Source organism: Brevundimonas naejangsanensis, assembly GCF_003627995.1.
Classification (GTDB): domain Bacteria; phylum Pseudomonadota; class Alphaproteobacteria; order Caulobacterales; family Caulobacteraceae; genus Brevundimonas; species Brevundimonas naejangsanensis_B.
Genome location: NZ_CP032707.1, coordinates 2,566,559 through 2,583,793 on the forward strand (window position 1 = coordinate 2,566,559; position 17,235 = coordinate 2,583,793).

Here is a 17,235-nt window from a genome sequence, read left to right on the forward strand (position 1 = left end):
GCGGGCCTCATAGGCCGCTTCCGTGACGATTTGAACCGCCCGCGACGTCAGCCTCGGTCGCGGGCTCTCAGAACAGGACCGCTGGGTTCATGATGCGTTTGGGGTCGAGGGCAAGGCGGATCGCCTGCATGGTCGCGATCTCGACTGGCGACTTGTAGCGACGGGCTTCCTCGGTTTTCAGCCGCCCCAGGCCGTGTTCGGCCGAGATGGAGCCGTCGTAGCGGGCGACCACGTCGTGCACGACCTCCGACCCTTCCATCCAGCGGGCGATGAAGGCGGCCACGTCCTCGCCCACGCCGGGGATCACGTCATAGTGAAGATTGCCGTCGCCGACGTGGCCGAAGACCGACACCCGGCAGCCCGGATGGAACCGCTCAACCGCCGCTGTGGCCTCGTCGATGAAGTCGGCGATTCGCGAGACGGGGACGGAGACGTCGTGTTTCCAGCCGCCGCCCTCGGGCTTGAGCCCGGCCGAATGCTCCTCGCGCAGGCGCCAGAAGGCGGCCTTCTGGGCGTCGTTCTGGGCGATGGCGGCGTCGCAGATCAGCCCTTCCTCGAAGGCGGCGGTCAGCAGCCGCTCCATCGCCGCTTCGGCGCCGCCGGGCTCGCCCGAGGCCAGTTCGATCAGCACGTACCAGGGCGGCGCCGTTTCCAGCGGCTCGCGCGTGTCGGGGATGTTCTTGAGCACCAAGCTCATGCCCAGGCGCTTCATCAGCTCGAACGCCTCGACCCCGCCGCCGGTCTCGGCCTTGGCGCGGGCCAGAAGCGTGACCGCGTCGTGGTGGCTTTCCAGGCCGACGATGGCCGTCGCCCGGCTGCGCATGATCGGGAACAGCTTCAGCGTCGCGGCGGTCACGACGCCCAGGGTGCCCTCGGCGCCGATGAACAGCTGCTTCAGGTCGTAGCCGGTGTTGTCTTTTCTCAGCCGCTTCAGGCCGTTGAACACCTGACCGTCAGGCATGACCACCTCTATGCCCAGCACCAGATCGCGCATCATGCCGTAGCGCAGCACCGCCGTGCCCCCGGCGTTGGTCGAGATGACGCCGCCGATGGTGGCCGAGCCCTCGGCCGCGAGGCTGAGCGGGAAGAAGCGGTCCTTTTCCCTGGCCAGTTCCTGCGCCTCCAGCAGGGTCACGCCCGCCTCGACGGTCATGGCGTCGTCCAGCGGCGTCACGTCGCGCACGGCGCGCAGCTTGCGCGTGGACAGCAGCACCTCGCCATAGGGAATCTGACCGCCGACCAGGCCGGTGCCGCCGCCCTGGGTGACCAGCGCCACGCCGTGACGGGCGCAGATCTCGACCGCGCGGGCGACTTCCTCGGTCGTGCGCGGCTGCAGCAGCAGGGGGGTCTCACCGGTCCAGCGGCCGCGCCATTCGGTCAGCCAGGGCGCCATTTCAGCGGCGTCCTGGGTCCAGGCGCCGGGCAGGGCGGCCTTGAGTTCGGCGAGGGATTCAGGCGTGGGGAGGGTCATATCGGCCTTGTGGCAAAAGGCGCGTCGTGGTGGAAGCGCAAAACCTTGCCTCCAGGCAGTCATTTCAAGGGCGAAATATGATTCCGACCCCCGCCGTGGGCGTGGTGTGCCTGAAAGGTGACGAGGTGCTTCTGATCCGCCGCGGCGCGCCGCCACGCCAGGGGGAGTGGAGCCTGCCCGGCGGGCGGCTGGAACCCGGCGAGCGTCTGGCCGATGCGGCCCTGCGCGAACTGCGCGAGGAGACCGGAGTCGAGGCGGAGCTGATCGGCCTGGTCGACGTGGTGGACGGCCTCTTCCCCGAGGCCGGGCGGCACTACGTCCTGATCGACTACGCCGCGCGCTGGCTGTCCGGCGAGCCGGTCGCGGGCGATGACGCGGCCGAGGCGGCCTTCTTCCCGTTCGAGACCGCGCTGGCCAAGGTGGATTGGGACGAGACGCGGCGCATCATCCGCACGGCTCGGCGCATGGCTGACGGGGATGTCATCCCGGCGGAACCGGATTCGGTGGCGCGGCCGACGCCCGACGGCTAAGCTGGCCTTCACATCGGAGGGCCTTATGAATTTTTCGCTGATATTCTTTGTGATGTTCGCGGTCTTCGCGATCATCTTCCTGTTCAGCGTGATCAAGATCGTGCCGCAAGGCCGTGAATTCACGGTGGAACGGTTCGGCAAGTACACCAAGACCCTGACGCCGGGCATCCATATCCTGACCCCGTTCGTCGAGCGCATCGGCCGCCGCATGAACATGATGGAGCAGGTGCTGGACGTCCCGACCCAGGAGGTCATCACCCGCGACAACGCCATGGTGAAGGTCGACGGCATCGTCTTCATCCAGGTGATGGACGCGGCCAAGGCGGCCTATCGCGTCGATGACCTGACCTACGCCATCTCCCAGCTGTGCATGACCAACCTGCGGACCGTGGTCGGCTCCATGGAGCTGGACGAGGTGCTGAGCCAGCGCGACAGCATCAACACCCGCCTGCTGCACGTCATCGACGCCGCGACCGAGCCCTGGGGCATCAAGGCCAACCGGATCGAGATCAAGGACCTGACGCCGCCGGTGGACATCACCAACGCCATGGCCCGTCAGATGAAGGCCGAGCGCGAGCGTCGTGCCGTCATCACTGAGGCGGACGGCGAGAAGCAGGCCGCCATCGCCCGCGCCGAGGGCGCCAAGCAGGCGGCCATCCTGGAAGCCGAGGGCCGCCGCGAAGCCGCCTTCCGCGACGCCGAGGCCCGCGAGCGTGAAGCCGAGGCCGAGGCCAAGGCCACCGCCATGGTGTCGGAGGCGATCGCGCGCGGCGACGTCAACGCCATCAACTACTTCGTGGCCCAGAAATACGTCGAGGCCTTCGCCGAACTGGCCCGCAGCCCGCAGCAGAAGACCGTCATCGTTCCGGCCGAAATGGGCGCCCTGGTCGGCACCATCGCCGGCGTCGGCGAACTGGTCGGCCTGGCCAAGGAACAGCAGCACGTCCGCACGGATGCACGCCAGGCGGCACGCGCCGCTGCGCCTGCGCCCACGCCGGCGCGCCCGGCCGCCTCGCCGCGCCGTCCGGGCGGCGCCGTGCCGACGACGGAGTAGGCCATGGACTGGCTCATTTCCCTCTACGCCGCCCAGCCGTTCTGGCTGTGGCTGGCGGTCGGCGTAATCCTGTTGGGGATCGAGGCGGCGGCTTCGACTGAATGGCTGCTGTGGCCGGCGGTGTCGGCGGGGCTGACGGCCCTGATCTCGGCCCTGGCGCCCCAGTTGGGCCTGCCGGTCGAGATCGGCGTCTTCGCCGCCCTGACGGTGGCCTCCACCATCCTGTCGCGCCGCCTGATCAAGCGGGTGAACCCCAAGGAGCAGCCGGACATCAACGACCGCGACAGCCGCCTGGTCGGCGAGCGGGCGCGCGTGGTCGAGGCCTTCGTCGACGGCCGGGGCCGGGTCTTCGTCTCCGGCGCCGAATGGCCCGCCGACATTGAGGACGCCTCGCCCCTGGCGGGCGAGAGCGTCATCGTCGAATCGGTGTCCGGTCCGCGCCTGAAGGTGCGAGCGGTCTAGACTGCTCTAATTTCGCAGGGATGAGCGGGGGAGGGGTGTTTAGCGCCCCCGCATGTCCGGCACGCCGCGATTGGCCAGGCCGTCGGCCCGCTCGTTCAGGGCGTGGCCGGCGTGGCCCTTGACCCAGTGCCATTTGACCTCGTGGCGGCTGCGGGCCTCGTCCAGGCGTCGCCACAGGTCCTCGTTCTTGACGGGCTTCTTGTCGGCCGTCTTCCAGCCGCGCGCCTTCCAGCCGCGGATCCATTCGGTGACGCCCTGCATGACGTATTTGCTGTCTGTGTGCAGGTCGACGCGGCAGGGACGCTTCAGCGCCTCCAGCGCCATGATCGCGGCCATCAGCTCCATGCGGTTGTTGGTCGTCAGAGGCTCGCCGCCCCACAGTTCCTTTTCGTGGCCGCCGCCGGTCTGCAGGATCGCTCCCCAGCCGCCCGGTCCGGGGTTGCCCTTGCAGGCGCCGTCGGTGTGAATGATGACGTGATCGTTGGGATTCATGGTCGCGATGCCTACAGCCTCCCTTGGCGCATCGCCATCACTCAGCCTATATGACGCACAACAATCAGTCGGTGGGGCCGCGTATCCGGCGAGTCCCTTTGAGGAGGTATCTCCATGGGCTCCATGAGCATCTGGCACTGGGCCATCGTCGTCGTCGTCGTGTTGGTCCTGTTTGGCGGTCGCGGCAAGCTGTCCGGCATCATGGGCGACGCGGCCAAGGGCATTCGCGCCTTCAAGGACGGTCTGAAGGACGACACGGACGCCAAGGGCAAGGAGGGCGCGGGCGCCCTGCCGCGCACCGAGGCCGAAAAAGAAGAACTGAACCGCTGACGCTCGCCGGAAGACGCTGAATCATGGGTGGTCTTGGCCCCGGCGTCGGCGGGTTCGAAATCCTTGTCATCGGCCTGGTGGCCCTGCTGGTGGTGGGGCCCAAGGACCTGCCCATGCTCATGCGCAAGGTCGGGCAGTTCGTCGGCAAGGCGCGGGCCATGGCCAACGAATTCCGCGCCAGCTTTGACGAGATGGCGCGCCAGTCCGAGCTGGACGAACTCCGCAAGGAGGTCGAGGCGCTGCGGTCGGGGCAGGGGATGCACGCCCTGGGCGTCGATGCGGACGAGGCTTTCAAGGATATTCGCAAGGAGCTGGAGGCGCCGCTGGATGCGCCGGCCCTGACAGGGCCCGAGCCCTCGCCCGTGGCGACCGGCGTCGACGAGTGGCCGGATGCGGCGGCCGTCCCCGCGCCCGAACCTGAGCCCGCGCCCAAGCCCGCCGCCAAGCCGCGCGCGAAGAAGAAGACGGCGGAGACCGACGCCGCCCGTCCCAAGGCCAAGCGCACGAAGAAGGTCGACCTATGAGCCGCGACGACCGCGACGAAGCCGACATCGAGGCCTCGCGCGCGCCCCTGATGGATCACCTGATCGAGCTGCGGTCGCGGCTGATGGTCTGCGTGGTCGCCTTCATCATCGCCTTCATCGGCTGCTTCGCCTTTTCCGAGACGCTCTACCTGTTCCTGGTGAAGCCCTATGTGGTTTCGGCCGCCTTCCACCAGACGGTGGGGGCGCACGGCCATGTCTCGCCGTTCAGCCTGATCCTGGGCACGGCCGGGCTGATCCCGGTGCCGGACGTCGACCACAACAGCGTGCGCCTGATCTACACCGCGCCGCTGGAGATTCTGTTCACCAAGATGAAGCTGGCGGGCCTGGGCGCCGTCATCGTGGCCTTCCCGGTCCTGGCCTGGCAGCTGTACCGCTTCGTCGCGCCGGGGCTGTATCGCAATGAGAAGGGCGCCTTCCTGCCGTTCCTGATCGCGGCGCCGGTGCTGTTCCTGCTGGGCGCGGCTCTGGTCTATTACGTCATGCTGCCCTTCGTGATGTGGTTCTCGCTGAGCCAGCAGATCATCGGAGCGGGCGTGTCGGCCGAACTCCTGCCCAAGGTGTCGGACTATCTGAACCTGGTGACGGCCCTGATCCTGGCCTTCGGGCTATGCTTCCAACTGCCGGTCGTGATGACCCTGCTGGGCCTGGCGGGCCTGATTAACAGCCAGATGATGGCCAAGGGCCGCCGCTACGCCATCGTCGCCGTGGTCGTGGTCGCCGCCGTCGTGACGCCGCCGGACCCGATCAGCCAGCTGATGCTGGCCGTGCCCATGGTCCTGCTCTACGAAATCTCGATCTGGTGCGTCCGCATCATCGAACTGCGCCGCAAGAAGGCGGACGCGCTCGCGGCCTGACAGGGGCGTCCCTAGTGGCGTCCATCCCGCTCGTGCTTCTTTTCCTGGGACGTAGCGTGCTTGGCGTGCTTCGCCTTGGCCGAGTGGCCCTTGTGCACGTCGCCTTCGCCGCCGCCGCCTGAAATCTGGTGGCGAGGCGAAAGATGATCGGGCGCGTCGGCGTCCTTCACCACAGGATCGGGCTTGGGCTTGTTGCGGTTCTCGTGGCTGGCTCCGGGGCCGCCCCAGCGATCCGTGTCGGCGTGTTTCTGAACCATGGCGATGCTCTCCTACGCCTAGGCAAACCGCGCAGGGCGGCGGTTGTTCCGGCTTCGCCGAAAACGAAAAAGGCGCCGGACGTAGCCGCCCGGCGCCTCTGGATCGTCAGTTTCTCAACCTAGTCGCCTAGATCGCTCAATTCAGGCGAAGCCCCAGGAATCCTGGGTCGTCGCCGACCTTCGCCTTCGACACCCGCGCCAGAGAGACGCAGCGACGATCCTGGCGTTCATGCGGCAGCTCTATCCACTCCATAGCGTATAGCTGCACGCCGCCGCCTCGCGGATGGACGTAGATCGGCTCCAGCGTGCCGGCGACCCGCAGGCCGCACACCTGATCTCCTTCGATCGCGGCGCCCGAGAAGGCTTCACGTTCGCCTTGTCCGCCTGCATAGGACAGAGTCACACGCTCCTGCGCGCCTGGCTTCGAGAGGGCGTCAGAGACGATGGACCGACCGCGAGCAATGTTCTGGTGCGTTTCCGAGGCATCGAAGGTGGCGCAACCCTGCAAGGCTACGGCCAGGATCAACAGTGTTGCAATGCGCATGATGTCACCCATGAAAGCCTGAAGATCCCTATGTCGTTTGAGACGTGTGTCGGTAGCCGAGAAAAGGGGCCGAAGGATCTGCCTTCGGCCCTCTTCAACGCTGTTGATCAGCAGCTGTAGTACATGTCGAACTCGACCGGGTGCGGGTGCAGTTGCAGCCGGGCGACCTCTTCCTGCTTCAGGGTGATGTAGCTGTCGATGAAGTCGTCATCCATCACGCCGCCCTTCTTGAGGAAGGCGCGATCGGCGTCCAGGGCCTCCAGGGCCTCCTTCAGCGAACCGGCGACCTCGGGGATCGAGTGGCGCTCTTCCGGCGGCAGGTCGTACAGGTTCTTGTCGGCGGCCGCGCCCGGATCGATGCGGTTCTCGATGCCGTCCAGGCCCGCCATCAGCAGGGCCACGAACGTCAGATAGGGGTTGCCCATCGGGTCGGGGAAGCGGGCTTCCAGGCGCTTGGCCTTGGGCGAGGTGACGTGCGGGATGCGGATCGACGCCGAGCGGTTGCGCGCCGAGTAGGCCAGCTTCACCGGGGCTTCATAGCCGGGAACGAGGCGCTTGTAGGAGTTGGTGGTCGAGTTGGCGAAGGCGTTGATGGCCTTGGCGTGCTTGATCACGCCGCCGATGTACCACAGGCATTCCTGCGACAGGCCCGCGTACTTGTCGCCCGCGAACTGCGGCTTGCCGTCCTTCCAGATCGACATGTGGACGTGCATGCCCGAGCCGTTGTCGCCGAACATCGGCTTGGCCATGAAGGTCGCCGACTTGCCGTAGGCGTGGGCCACGTTGTGGACGATGTATTTGTACAGCTGCATCCGGTCCGCCATGGTCAGCAGGTCGCTGAACTTCAGGCCCAGTTCGTGCTGCGCCGGGGCGACTTCGTGGTGGTGCTTCTCGGGGTCCAGGCCCAGATCCTTCATGACCGCCAGCATCTCGCCGCGCAGGTCCTGGCCCGAGTCGACCGGGTTGACCGGGAAGTAGCCGCCCTTGGGTCCCGGACGGTGGCCCAGGTTGCCCTCGGCGTATTCGGCGCCGGTGTTGGCGGGCAGCTCGGTCGAGTCGAAGCTGTAGCGGGTGTCGTGCGCGGCGGTGCTCCAGCGCACGTCGTCGAAGACGAAGAACTCGGCTTCCGGGCCGAAGAAGACGGTATCGCCCACGCCCGACGACTGGACATAGGCGAGGGCCTTCTTGGCCATGGAGCGGCTGTCGCGGTTATAAGGCTCGGCCGTGTCCGGGTTCAGCACGTCGCAGAACATGAACAGGGTGGTCTGCTGGTAGAAGGGGTCGACATAGGCGCTCGACAGGTCCGGCTTCAGCAGCATGTCGGACTCGTTGATGGTCTTCCAGCCCGCGATCGACGAGCCGTCGAACATGGTGCCGTCTTCCAGGAATTCTTCGTCCACCATGCCGATGTCGAAGGTCACGTGGTGGACGCGGCCGCGCGTGTCGGTGAAGCGAAGGTCGACGTACTGGACGTCCTTGTCCTTGATCTCTTGCAGGATCTTTTGGGCGGCGCTCATGGGGAGGAGTCCTGTGGCTGAGGAATTGAAATCGGCCGCCTCGAGAGGCGGCCGTTGGGTCTAGATGGCTTGGGCGCCGGTTTCGCCCGTGCGGATGCGGATGACGTCTTCGAGGGTGGTGATGAAGATCTTGCCGTCCCCGATCTTGCCGGTGCGGGCGGCGTTTTGAATCGTCTCGACCACGGCGGGGGCCAGATCATCCGACACCACCACCTCGATCTTGATCTTGGGCAGGAAGTCGATGACGTACTCGGCGCCGCGATAGAGTTCCGAATGGCCCTTCTGGCGGCCATATCCCTTGGCCTCCAGCACGGTCATGCCCTGCACCCCGATGTCCTGGAGCGCATCCTTCACTTCATCCAGCTTGAATGGCTTGATGACGGCTTCGATCTTCTTCATGGCGGATCCCGAGCCGGCTCCTTGTTTGGTCCGACGCTCGGGCGCTAAAGGGACATTGCATCGCACAAATTGGCAAGCGATTTTCGCATCGTGACGCCATCCGTGAACGGAAATCCACATGAAGTCCGGCAACGCTCCTTCCGAATGGCGTCATTTGCTCCCCCGGCCGGGGCCGGATGCCCACAAACACGCGCGCGGACGGCTGGGTGTGGTGTCGGGCGGCCCCTTGAACACGGGAGCGGCGCGGCTGTCGGCGCGCGCGGGCCTCAGGATCGGGGCAGGTCTGGTCAAGGTGTTCTGCCCGCCGGACGCGGCGCCGGTCCTGGCGCCGACGCTGGAGGCGGTGATGCTGGCCAGCTTCGCTTCGCCGGATCAGTTGCAGAACCTGGCCGAGCCCATGGACGCCGTGGTGATCGGCCCCGCAGCGGGGCTGACGGAAGGCACCGCCCTGAACCTCGGCGCATTGGTGCGGACGGGAGCCGCGCTGGTAGTCGATGCGGACGCCTTGACCCTGTTTCGTGACCGATCCGACGAACTGTTCGCCTGGCTGGACCGCGACGACGTGCTGACGCCCCACGAGGGCGAGTTCGAGCGGCTGTTTCCCGGCCTTCTGGAGGCCCTTGGTCGCGAGGGGGCTGCAGCGGAGGCGTCGCGGCGCGCCGGCGCTGTTGTCGTGCTGAAGGGAAGCGCAACCGTCGTCGCGGCGCCGGACGGACGCATGACGGTCAATGGGGGTGGCTCGCCCTGGCTGGCGACGGCAGGCAGCGGCGATGTCCTGGCCGGGATGATCGGCGGCCTGGTCGCCCAGCACATGGACAGCTTCGATGCGGCGCGGGCGGCGGTGTGGATGCATTCCGAGGCCGCGCGGCGGTTCGGACCGGGCCTGATCGCCGAGGACCTGCCGGACGGTCTTCCGGCGGTGCTGGCCGACCTGCTGGGGAACTGAAGGACCTGGTGCGGATGAGAGGAGTCGAACCTCCACGCCTCGCGGCGCTGGAACCTAAATCCAGTGCGTCTACCAGTTCCGCCACATCCGCATAGGTTCGCCCGTGGCTGTAGGGGGTTTCGTCACCCCCAACAAGATGAAAACAGGGGCGTTACGGGCGGCGCAGCCTGATCGTCAATGGATCAGCCTGACCAGGTGGCCCCAGTTCCGAACGATCATCGAAAGCACGCCGACGATGATGCCGATCGCCTGGATCGACAGGATCGGACGCCGAAACTTGTGCATCCACCACAGGACGTCCCCGGCGGTAACCATGCCACTGTAACTCCGTGTCGTGTTGGCCTGGCTTCCAAGAGCCACGCCCTCATCAAGATAGACGGCGTGACCGCAAGGGCGCCTCATGGCGTGAAGGGCCATTCTGATAAAAAAAGGCCCCGGATCGCTCCGGGGCCTTTCCATTCCGAAGGATCAGTCCTTCTTGTTGTCGACGCCGTGGCCCATGGCCTCGACCGCCGTTTCCAGGGTCGAGTCCTCGGTGATGTCGATGCCCTTGGCCAGCTTCGAGTGGGCGAAGCCGTAGAGGCCGTAGATCAGGGCGCCGACCAGGGCGTAGACGCCCAGGATGGTCAGCGGCAGCGGGTTGTCGTTCAGCGCGTGCGTCACCATCGGGATGAAGTTGAACGACGCCAGCGTCAGACAGGCCAGGATGCCCAGCACGGCCGTGACCATGCCGCCCGGCACCTTGAACGGACGCTCCATCTCCGGGTGCTTGATGCGCAGAACGATGACAGACAGGCAGACGATGGCGAAGGCCGTCGCCGTGCCCAGCGACACCAGGTCGCCCAGGATCGAGATGGGCAGGAAGGACGCCGCGATGGCGATGACGATGCCCAGCAGGATGGTGCCGATCCACGGGGTGCGGAACTTCGGGTGCACCATGGCGAAGGCCTTGGGCAGCAGGCCGTCGCGCGCCATGGTGTAGAAGATGCGCGTCTGGCCGTAGCATAGCACCAGCATGACCGAGGACAGGCCGGTGATGGCGCCGATCTTAATCATGAAGGCGATCAGGTTCAGCTTGCCGCTCGGCGCGCCGGCCAGCGGAATGTCGGCCCAGGTAAGGGCCATGCGGTCGATGGCGACGGCGATCGGGGCCGGCGAAGCCAGCTCCAGGTAGGGCACCACGCCGGTCATGACGGCTGCCACGACCATGTAGATCAGGGTGCAGACGAACAGGGCGCCCAGGATGCCGATCGGCACGTCTTTCGAGGGGTTCTTGGCCTCCGCGGCGGCGGTCGAAACCGCTTCAAAGCCGACGTAGGCGAAGAAGATGATCGAGGCGCCGCGGAAGATGCCGCCCACGCCGAACTGGTCCCAGGTCGCGCCCTGCGGCGGGATGAAGGGGTCCCAGTTGGCCGGGTTGATGTACTGCAGGCCGACGGCGATGAAGGTCAGCAGGACGATGATCTTGATGACCACGATGGCGTTGTTGATGTTCGCCGATTCCGACACGCCCAGCACCAGCAGGCCGCAAACGGCGGCGATGCCGACGGCCGCGACCAGGTTGAAGGTGCCCGTCAGCGGGAAGCCCGCATTGGCGCCCGACGACACGTACTGGATCAGCGGGGTGGCCCACTGGGGTCCTTCGCCGCCAGGATAACTTATTGTCGGGAATAGACTGGCGCTGACCCCGAAGTCGTTGAGGATCGACACCACATAGCCGGACCAGCCGACCGCCACGGTCGAGGCCGCGACGCCGTATTCCAGCACCAGCAGCCAGCCCATGATCCAGGCGAAGATCTCGCCCAGGGTGCCGTAGGCGTAGGTGTAGGCCGAGCCCGAGACCGGCATGGTCGACGCCAGTTCGGCGTAGCACAGGCCCGCCAGGCCGCAGGCGATGCCGGCGATGACGAAGGAGAACATGATGGCCGGACCGGCATGGGCCGAGGCCACCTGACCCGTCAGTACGAAGATGCCGGCGCCGATGATGGCGCCGATGCCGAGGCTCATCAGGTTCAGCGGGCCCAGGGTCCGTTTCAGCTCGCTCTTGGCGGCCTCCTTCTGGATCTGGGCGATGGATTTTTTAAGAAATAGCCGGTTTCCGGCTGGCTTTACGCCATCTGCAGACATGCAGGTGCGCCCCCAAACTTATCGACGACCCCTCCCGGGTCGCCTTCTTGGGCGGGGACGCTAGCCATCTGTAGGCTCAGGCGCAACGCGGTTTACGAGGGATGACGCATCGACGACGCTTTCGTGAACCCGGCCGAAGGCGCTACAGCCCGCTTCATGTTGCCGATTCACGCCGTTCTTGAGTCGCTGAAGGCGGCCCTGGCCCAGACCAACGTCGCCGTTCTGGCCGCCCCGCCCGGGGCGGGCAAGACCACGGTCGTGCCCTTGGCCTTGCTGGATCAGCCGTGGCTCGGCGACGGCAAGGTGCTGGTTCTGGAGCCGCGCCGGCTGGCCGCGCGCGCCGCCGCCGACCGCATGGCCGCCACCCTTGGCCAGAAGGCGGGCGGAACCGTCGGCTATCGCACCCGTCTGCAGAGCCGGATCGGCCCCGACACCCGAATCGAGGTCGTCACCGAGGGCGTGTTCACGCGGATGATTCTGGACGACCCGGCGCTGGAAGGCGTGGGCGCCGTCCTGTTTGACGAATTCCACGAGCGCAGCCTGGACGCCGACCTGGGCCTGGCCCTGGCGCGCGAGAGCCAGTCGGTCCTGCGCGACGACCTGCGGCTTCTCGTCATGTCGGCGACCCTGGACATCGCAGGGGTGTCGAAGCTGTTGGACGGCGCACCCGTCATCGAGGCCGAGGGGCGGATGTTCCCGGTCGAGACCCGCTACCTGGGCCGCAACCCGGTCGAGCGGTTCGAGGACGCCATGGCCAAGGCCGTGGTCCAGGCCCTGCACGACGAGACCGGCTCCGTCCTGGCCTTCCTGCCGGGGCAGGGCGAGATCCACCGCACGGTCCAGCGGCTGAACGAGCGGCTGCGCGATCCGACCGTCGATGTCGTCGCCCTGTACGGCGCGCTGGACAAGGGCGAGCAGGACCGCGCCATCGAGCCCGCCGCTCCGGGCCGCCGCAAGGTGGTGCTGGCGACCTCCGTGGCCGAAACCAGCCTGACCATCGAAGGCGTGCGGGTGGTCATCGACGGCGGCCTGTCACGCGTGCCGCGCTTCGAGCCCTCCAGCGGCCTGACCCGGCTGGCGACGGTCAAGGTCAGCCGATCGTCGGCCGAGCAGCGGCGGGGCCGCGCGGGCCGCGTCGAGCCCGGCGTCTGCTATCGCCTGTGGGACGAGGAACAGACGCGCGGCCTGGTCGCCCATCAGCGGCCGGAAATTCAGGAGGCCGACCTGACCGCCTTCGCCCTCGACCTAGCGCGCTGGGGGGCGAAGTCGGTCGAGGGGCTGGCCCTTCTGGACCCGCCGCCCGCCGGGGCCATGGCCGAGGCGAGGAAGGTGCTGGCCCGGCTGAGCGCGCTGGACGCCAAGGGCGATCTGACCCCGCATGGACGCCGCCTGACCCGCATCCCCCTGGCGCCGCGCCTGGCGCACATGGTGGCCGTCGCCTCGGATCAGGGCGATGCGCTCGGCGGGGCGAGGATCGCGGCGGTGCTGAGCGAGCCGGGCCTGGGCGGGAACGGCGTCGATCTGCACGACCGGCTGAAGGGGTTGGAGCGGGACCGCTCGCCGCGCGGTCGCGATGCGATGAAGCTGGCCGAACGCTGGGCGCGGGCGGCGGGCGGCGGCCGGGACGGAGAGGCGGACGCGGGCCTGCTGCTGGCCGAGGCCTTTCCCGAGCGGATCGCGCGGGCGCGCGGCAAGCCGGGCGAGGTGCTGCTGGCGTCCGGGCGGGGCGCCTTCGTCGAGCCGACAGACCATCTGGCGCGCGAGCCCTGGCTGGCCGTGGCGGAACTGGGCGGCGGCGACGCGCGCGACCGCATCCGCCTGGCCGCCGCCCTCGACGCGACGACGCTCGAGGCCGACCTGGCGCGCCTGATCGAAGTCGAGGACCGGATGGCGCGCGAGCCGTCCGGCAAGCCGGTGATCCGCCGCATCCGGCGCATCGGCGCCCTGGTGCTGGATGAGAAGGTCGTCGGCGCGCCGGACCGGACGACCATGACGGCTGCGCTGAAGTCGGAGATCGAGGCGGGCGGCCTCGGCGCCCTGAAGTGGGGCGAGCAGGCGGCAGCGCTGCGGGCGCGGCTGGCCTTCCTGCGCGGACTAGACGCGGCCTGGCCCGACGTGTCGGACGAAGGCCTTCTGGCGGCGCGCGAGGACTGGCTGTGGCCGCTGCTGGACGGGGCGCGATCCCTGGCCGACATCGGCGACGGCAAGCTGGCCGAGGCGCTGCGCGGCCTGATCCCCTGGGACCTGCAGCGCAAGCTGGACGACCTGGCGCCGACGCGCCTGACCACGCCGCTGGGCTCCGCCGGCATCGACTACGCCGCCGAGGGCGGCCCGCGCGTCGAAATCCGGGTGCAGGAGCTGTTCGGGGTGAAGACCCATCCGACCGTGGGCGGCGGCCGCGTTCCCTTGACGCTTAGCCTGCTGTCGCCCGCGCGACGGCCGGTGCAGGTGACAAAGGACCTGCCGGGCTTCTGGGCCGGGTCCTGGGCGGCGGTGCGCAGCGATATGCGCGGCCGCTATCCGCGCCATCCCTGGCCGGAAGACCCGGCCAATGCGATGGCGACCAACCGGGCCAAGCCGCGCGGAACCTGATCCGGTCCGCTTGACGCACGACGGCGGCGCGCCGCAATGATCGTGCGTCAACTGCAGGAATTTCGTGTGACCGACGCCGCTGTTTCACCGCCGTCCGCCTCCAAGCGGCGCGTTCTGTTCGCCAGCCTGATCGGCACCACGATCGAGTTCTACGACTTCTACATCTACGCCACGGCGGCGGTTCTGGTCTTTCCGGACCTGTTCTTCCCCGGCGGAGACCGGATGACGGCCATGCTGGCCTCGTTCGCCACCTTCTCCATCGCCTTCTTCGCCCGGCCGATCGGGGCCGTGGTCTTCGGCCATTTCGGCGACCGGGTGGGTCGCAAGGCGACACTGGTGGCGGCCCTGATGACCATGGGGCTGTCGACCATCGCCATCGGCCTGCTGCCGACCTGGCATTCGGTCGGCATGATCGCGCCCCTGCTGCTGGCCCTGTGCCGGTTCGGCCAGGGCCTGGGCCTGGGCGGCGAGTGGGGCGGGGCGGTGCTGCTGGCGACCGAGAACGCCCCGCCGGGCAAGAAGGCCTGGTTCGGCATGTTTCCCCAGCTAGGCGCGCCGATCGGCTTTATCCTGTCGACCCTCAGCTTCATCGTCCTGGGCCAGGTGATGAGCGACGGCCAGTTCATGGCCTGGGGCTGGCGCATCCCCTTCATCGCCAGCGCCTTGCTGGTCATCGTCGGCCTGTGGATGCGGCTGAAGATCACCGAGACGCCCGAGTTCAAGCGCGCCATCGACCGCGCCGAGCGGGTCGAGGCGCCCGCCCTGACCCTGATCTCGCGTCACAAGTGGGTGCTGCTGACCGGGACGCTGGCCGGGCTGGCGACCTTCGTCCTCTTCTATCTGATGACGGTTTTCGCCCTGGGCTGGGGCACCACGGCGATGGGCTATACGCGCGAGCAGTTCCTGCCGATCCAGTTGCTGGGCGTCTGCTTCTTCGGCCTGTTCATTCCGCTGGCGGCGCTGGCGGCGGATCGTTGGGGGCAGGGGCGGACGCTGCTCGCGACCTCCGTCGCCATCGCTCTGTTCGGCCTGATCCTGGCGCCCCTGTTCGGGAACGGCGGCATGGTCGGAGTGATCGCCTTCTTCGTCATCGGCTTCAGCCTGATGGGCTGCACCTACGGCCCGCTGGGCGCGGCGCTGGCGCGGCCCTTCCCGACGGCGGTGCGCTACACCGGCGCCTCCATGACCTTCAACCTGGCGGGCATCCTCGGCGCCTCGCTGGCGCCCTATGCCGCGACCTGGCTGGCGGGCCATTACGGGCTTCAGGCCGTCGGCGCCTATCTGACGGTCGCAGCCCTGCTGACGGTCCTGGCCCTGATCGGCATGGGCCGGATCAGAACCGAGGGCGAAGCCTAGAGGCTGGAGCCGTAGGCCGCGTCCGTCACGGCATAGACCATGATCCCCGTGGCGACGGCCAGGTTCAGGCTGTCGGCCCGGCCGCGCATCGGAATCTTGACGTTCAGGTCGCAGGCGGCAGCCAGGTCGTCGGTCAGGCCCGCCTGTTCGTTGCCCATCAGGATCAGGGCCGGATGGCGCACGGGACTGTCGCGATAGCCGTGCGTCGCGTCCAGGCGCGTGCCGATCACGCTGCCGGGCCATGAGGCGCGCCAGGCCAGGAACTCTTCGCGCGTCGCCTTGCTGATGCCGACGGCGAAGACCGAACCCATGGTCGCGCGCACGGCCTCGACCGAGAAGGGATCGACGCAGTCGCCGATCAGGATGACGCCGCCGCACCCGGCCGAGTCCGCCGTGCGGATGATGGTGCCCAGGTTGCCCGGATCGCGCACCTGCTCCAGCGCCACCCAGCAGGGCTTGGCGTCGGGCCGGATGGCGTCCAGCGGCGTATAGACCTGTTCGAACACGCCCAGCACGGTCTGCGGATTGTCGCGACGACTGATCTTTTCGAGGATGGCGTGGGTGACGACGATGATCTGGCCGCCGCTCTTCAGCGTCTCGGCCTTGGCGCGGTCCAGCAGGGGGTGGGGCCGGGCGTCCTGGCCGACCAGCAGCATGACAGGGGCGCGGCCCTGATCCAGCGCCTCGCCGATGAATTTCAGCCCCTCGGCCAGGAACCGGCCCGTCGCCTCGCGCTCCTTGCGCATGTGCAGGGCGCGCACGGCCTTGATGGTGTCGTTGGTCAGAGAGGTGATGAGGCGTTCGGACATCAGGCGCTCCGGCTTTCCTGGCTCCATCGGGCGAAGAAGCTCAGGCCGATGGCGCGGGCGTCCTTGCCGTCCTCCGACAGGGCCAACTCGCCCCAGTCGATGCGCCCGCCGCGATCGTGCGTGGCTTCAGCCATCATGTGGGCCAGCGACAGGCCCGAAATCCGCGCCGCATAGGCGTTCAGCAGCAGGAAGGAGGCGTCGTCGGACAGCAGGGCGGCGCAGTCTTTCAGCAGTTCCGGCATGTCCTCGAACAGGCGCCAGACTTCGCCATTAGCCCCGCGACCGTATTTCGGCGGGTCCAGGATGATGCCGTCATATTTGCTTCCGCGTCGCACCTCGCGCGCCACGAACTTGCGGGCGTCCTCGACGATCCAGCGGATCGGGCGGTCGGCCAGCCCCGAAAGCTCGGCGTTCTCGCGGGCGTAGGTCACGGACTTCTTGGAGGCGTCGACATGGGTGACGTGCGCGCCTGCCGCCGAGCAGGCCAGGCTGGCCACGCCGGTGTAGCCGAACAGGTTCAGGATCTTCGGTTGGTTCAGGGTGCGCACGCGCGCGTCCAGCCATTCCCAGTTGGCCGCCTGCTCGGGGAAGAAGGCCAGATGCCGGAACGGCGTGAACCGGCCCATGAAGCGCACGTCGCGCCACTTCAGCGGAAAGGCGTCGATCGGCCCGTGCTGGTCGAAGCGCCAGCGGCCGGCGTCCTCTTCCTCCTGCTGCGGGTCGAACATGGCGTTGGCGCGTTCGAACGCTCCTTCGTCGTGGGCTTTCCAGAAGCACTGGGGCTCGGGGCGAACGACGGTGTACCGGCCGTAGCGTTCCAGCTTGCGGCCGTCGCCGCTGTCGAGAAGGGCGTAGTCCGACCACCCGTGCGTGACGAGGGTTTCGGGCGTGGAGGAGAGAACCGGAGCCATGCGCGCTGATAGGCGCTCAGGCGGCCGCTCGTCCAGCGC

19 protein-coding genes and 1 tRNA gene are annotated in these 17,235 nt (G+C 67.9%); 9 read left to right on the top strand and 11 right to left on the bottom strand.

Annotated elements, in window-relative coordinates; genetic code table 11:
• Window positions 1-67: 67 nt before the first annotated feature.
• Entirely contained in the window at window positions 68-1,471 is a 1,404-nt protein-coding gene (locus tag D8I30_RS12070; RefSeq protein WP_121482961.1) for an FAD-binding oxidoreductase, read from the bottom strand.
• A gap of 77 nt (window positions 1,472-1,548) precedes the next feature.
• Here D8I30_RS12070 and D8I30_RS12075 point away from each other — a divergent pair, with 77 nt between their 5' ends.
• Genes D8I30_RS12075 through D8I30_RS12085 form a run of 3 tightly spaced genes read left to right on the top strand, consistent with a single transcriptional unit; the run spans window position 1,549 to window position 3,517 of the window.
• A complete protein-coding gene (locus D8I30_RS12075) occupies window positions 1,549-2,001 on the top strand; it encodes an NUDIX hydrolase (RefSeq protein WP_121482962.1) in 453 nt (150 codons plus the stop codon).
• 25 nt (window positions 2,002-2,026) lie between these two features.
• Window positions 2,027-3,055, top strand: a complete 1,029-nt coding sequence (locus tag D8I30_RS12080; protein WP_121482963.1) for an SPFH domain-containing protein — start codon at window positions 2,027-2,029, stop codon at window positions 3,053-3,055.
• A 3-nt stretch (window positions 3,056-3,058) separates the two neighbouring features.
• Window positions 3,059-3,517: an NfeD family protein gene (locus D8I30_RS12085; protein ID WP_121482964.1), complete on the top strand. Its 459-nt coding sequence runs from the start codon at window positions 3,059-3,061 to the stop codon at window positions 3,515-3,517.
• Between the two features lie 39 nt (window positions 3,518-3,556).
• Here D8I30_RS12085 and rnhA read toward each other — a convergent pair whose 3' ends face one another.
• Complete coding sequence (rnhA, locus tag D8I30_RS12090; protein ID WP_121482965.1) at window positions 3,557-4,009, bottom strand: ribonuclease HI; 453 nt, start codon at window positions 4,007-4,009, stop codon at window positions 3,557-3,559.
• Between the two features lie 114 nt (window positions 4,010-4,123).
• Between rnhA and D8I30_RS12095 the strand changes: the two genes are divergently transcribed.
• Genes D8I30_RS12095 through tatC form a run of 3 tightly spaced genes read left to right on the top strand, consistent with a single transcriptional unit; the run spans window position 4,124 to window position 5,738 of the window.
• Window positions 4,124-4,339 carry a twin-arginine translocase TatA/TatE family subunit gene (locus D8I30_RS12095; protein WP_121482966.1) on the top strand — a complete coding sequence of 72 codons (216 nt, stop codon included), beginning with the start codon at window positions 4,124-4,126 and terminating at the stop codon, window positions 4,337-4,339.
• Between the two features lie 23 nt (window positions 4,340-4,362).
• Window positions 4,363-4,863 carry a Sec-independent protein translocase protein TatB gene (gene tatB / locus D8I30_RS12100; RefSeq protein WP_121482967.1) on the top strand — a complete coding sequence of 167 codons (501 nt, stop codon included), beginning with the start codon at window positions 4,363-4,365 and terminating at the stop codon, window positions 4,861-4,863.
• Entirely contained in the window at window positions 4,860-5,738 is an 879-nt protein-coding gene (gene tatC / locus D8I30_RS12105; protein WP_121482968.1) for a twin-arginine translocase subunit TatC, read from the top strand. Before tatB ends, tatC begins: the two co-directional genes overlap by 4 nt.
• 11 nt (window positions 5,739-5,749) lie before the next feature.
• Here tatC and D8I30_RS12110 read toward each other — a convergent pair whose 3' ends face one another.
• The 4 genes from D8I30_RS12110 to D8I30_RS12125 form a co-directional block, all read right to left on the bottom strand.
• Complete coding sequence (locus D8I30_RS12110; RefSeq protein ID WP_121482969.1) at window positions 5,750-5,995, bottom strand: hypothetical protein; 246 nt, start codon at window positions 5,993-5,995, stop codon at window positions 5,750-5,752.
• A 136-nt stretch (window positions 5,996-6,131) separates the two neighbouring features.
• Complete coding sequence (locus D8I30_RS12115; RefSeq protein WP_121482970.1) at window positions 6,132-6,551, bottom strand: hypothetical protein; 420 nt, start codon at window positions 6,549-6,551, stop codon at window positions 6,132-6,134.
• A 95-nt stretch (window positions 6,552-6,646) separates the two neighbouring features.
• Window positions 6,647-8,056 (bottom strand): type I glutamate--ammonia ligase, encoded by a 1,410-nt coding sequence (glnA, locus tag D8I30_RS12120; RefSeq protein WP_121482971.1) that lies wholly within the window; start codon window positions 8,054-8,056, stop codon window positions 6,647-6,649.
• A gap of 60 nt (window positions 8,057-8,116) precedes the next feature.
• A complete protein-coding gene (locus D8I30_RS12125) occupies window positions 8,117-8,455 on the bottom strand; it encodes a P-II family nitrogen regulator (RefSeq protein WP_121482972.1) in 339 nt (112 codons plus the stop codon).
• Between the two features lie 118 nt (window positions 8,456-8,573).
• Between D8I30_RS12125 and D8I30_RS12130 the strand changes: the two genes are divergently transcribed.
• Complete coding sequence (locus D8I30_RS12130) at window positions 8,574-9,401, top strand: NAD(P)H-hydrate dehydratase (RefSeq protein ID WP_121482973.1); 828 nt, start codon at window positions 8,574-8,576, stop codon at window positions 9,399-9,401.
• 6 nt (window positions 9,402-9,407) lie between these two features.
• Here D8I30_RS12130 and D8I30_RS12135 read toward each other — a convergent pair.
• The 3 genes from D8I30_RS12135 to D8I30_RS12140 form a co-directional block, all read right to left on the bottom strand.
• A tRNA-Leu gene (locus tag D8I30_RS12135) sits at window positions 9,408-9,492 on the bottom strand.
• A gap of 83 nt (window positions 9,493-9,575) precedes the next feature.
• A complete protein-coding gene (locus tag D8I30_RS14510) occupies window positions 9,576-9,716 on the bottom strand; it encodes a hypothetical protein (protein ID WP_162938900.1) in 141 nt (46 codons plus the stop codon).
• Window positions 9,717-9,869: 153 nt separating this feature from the next.
• Entirely contained in the window at window positions 9,870-11,528 is a 1,659-nt protein-coding gene (locus D8I30_RS12140; RefSeq protein WP_121482974.1) for an amino acid permease, read from the bottom strand.
• 156 nt (window positions 11,529-11,684) lie between these two features.
• Between D8I30_RS12140 and hrpB the strand changes: the two genes are divergently transcribed.
• Both hrpB and D8I30_RS12150 read left to right on the top strand, forming a co-directional pair.
• Window positions 11,685-14,120: an ATP-dependent helicase HrpB gene (hrpB, locus tag D8I30_RS12145; RefSeq protein WP_121482975.1), complete on the top strand. Its 2,436-nt coding sequence runs from the start codon at window positions 11,685-11,687 to the stop codon at window positions 14,118-14,120.
• A 66-nt stretch (window positions 14,121-14,186) separates the two neighbouring features.
• Window positions 14,187-15,476 carry an MFS transporter gene (locus D8I30_RS12150; protein WP_121483523.1) on the top strand — a complete coding sequence of 430 codons (1,290 nt, stop codon included), beginning with the start codon at window positions 14,187-14,189 and terminating at the stop codon, window positions 15,474-15,476.
• On the opposite strand, the gene D8I30_RS12155 is transcribed toward D8I30_RS12150, so the two are convergent.
• Together D8I30_RS12155 and D8I30_RS12160 are read right to left on the bottom strand one after the other, a co-directional pair.
• Window positions 15,473-16,285 carry a TrmH family RNA methyltransferase gene (locus D8I30_RS12155; protein WP_121483524.1) on the bottom strand — a complete coding sequence of 271 codons (813 nt, stop codon included), beginning with the start codon at window positions 16,283-16,285 and terminating at the stop codon, window positions 15,473-15,475. The two genes, D8I30_RS12150 and D8I30_RS12155, sit on opposite strands and share 4 nt — an antisense overlap.
• Window positions 16,285-17,196 carry a class I SAM-dependent methyltransferase gene (locus tag D8I30_RS12160; RefSeq protein ID WP_121482976.1) on the bottom strand — a complete coding sequence of 304 codons (912 nt, stop codon included), beginning with the start codon at window positions 17,194-17,196 and terminating at the stop codon, window positions 16,285-16,287. The genes D8I30_RS12155 and D8I30_RS12160 overlap by 1 nt, the downstream gene beginning before the upstream one ends.
• Window positions 17,197-17,235 lie beyond the last annotated feature (39 nt).

What these genes read in the sequence shown, in the direction of transcription:
- hrpB (WP_121482975.1), top strand. Translation starts at nt 11,685, where the DNA reads ATGTTGCCGATTCACGCCGTTCTTGAGTCGCTGAAGGCGGCCCTGGCC.
- D8I30_RS12140 (WP_121482974.1), bottom strand. Translation starts at nt 11,528, where the DNA reads ATGTCTGCAGATGGCGTAAAGCCAGCCGGAAACCGGCTATTTCTTAAA.
- D8I30_RS14510 (WP_162938900.1), bottom strand. Translation starts at nt 9,716, where the DNA reads ATGGTTACCGCCGGGGACGTCCTGTGGTGGATGCACAAGTTTCGGCGT.
- glnA (WP_121482971.1), bottom strand. Translation starts at nt 8,056, where the DNA reads ATGAGCGCCGCCCAAAAGATCCTGCAAGAGATCAAGGACAAGGACGTC.
- tatC (WP_121482968.1), top strand. Translation starts at nt 4,860, where the DNA reads ATGAGCCGCGACGACCGCGACGAAGCCGACATCGAGGCCTCGCGCGCG.
- D8I30_RS12085 (WP_121482964.1), top strand. Translation starts at nt 3,059, where the DNA reads ATGGACTGGCTCATTTCCCTCTACGCCGCCCAGCCGTTCTGGCTGTGG.
- D8I30_RS12115 (WP_121482970.1), bottom strand. Translation starts at nt 6,551, where the DNA reads ATGGGTGACATCATGCGCATTGCAACACTGTTGATCCTGGCCGTAGCC.
- D8I30_RS12080 (WP_121482963.1), top strand. Translation starts at nt 2,027, where the DNA reads ATGAATTTTTCGCTGATATTCTTTGTGATGTTCGCGGTCTTCGCGATC.
- D8I30_RS12155 (WP_121483524.1), bottom strand. Translation starts at nt 16,285, where the DNA reads ATGTCCGAACGCCTCATCACCTCTCTGACCAACGACACCATCAAGGCC.
- D8I30_RS12075 (WP_121482962.1), top strand. Translation starts at nt 1,549, where the DNA reads ATGATTCCGACCCCCGCCGTGGGCGTGGTGTGCCTGAAAGGTGACGAG.
- D8I30_RS12070 (WP_121482961.1), bottom strand. Translation starts at nt 1,471, where the DNA reads ATGACCCTCCCCACGCCTGAATCCCTCGCCGAACTCAAGGCCGCCCTG.
- rnhA (WP_121482965.1), bottom strand. Translation starts at nt 4,009, where the DNA reads ATGAATCCCAACGATCACGTCATCATTCACACCGACGGCGCCTGCAAG.
- D8I30_RS12095 (WP_121482966.1), top strand. Translation starts at nt 4,124, where the DNA reads ATGGGCTCCATGAGCATCTGGCACTGGGCCATCGTCGTCGTCGTCGTG.
- D8I30_RS12160 (WP_121482976.1), bottom strand. Translation starts at nt 17,196, where the DNA reads ATGGCTCCGGTTCTCTCCTCCACGCCCGAAACCCTCGTCACGCACGGG.
- D8I30_RS12125 (WP_121482972.1), bottom strand. Translation starts at nt 8,455, where the DNA reads ATGAAGAAGATCGAAGCCGTCATCAAGCCATTCAAGCTGGATGAAGTG.
- D8I30_RS12130 (WP_121482973.1), top strand. Translation starts at nt 8,574, where the DNA reads ATGAAGTCCGGCAACGCTCCTTCCGAATGGCGTCATTTGCTCCCCCGG.
- tatB (WP_121482967.1), top strand. Translation starts at nt 4,363, where the DNA reads ATGGGTGGTCTTGGCCCCGGCGTCGGCGGGTTCGAAATCCTTGTCATC.
- D8I30_RS12110 (WP_121482969.1), bottom strand. Translation starts at nt 5,995, where the DNA reads ATGGTTCAGAAACACGCCGACACGGATCGCTGGGGCGGCCCCGGAGCC.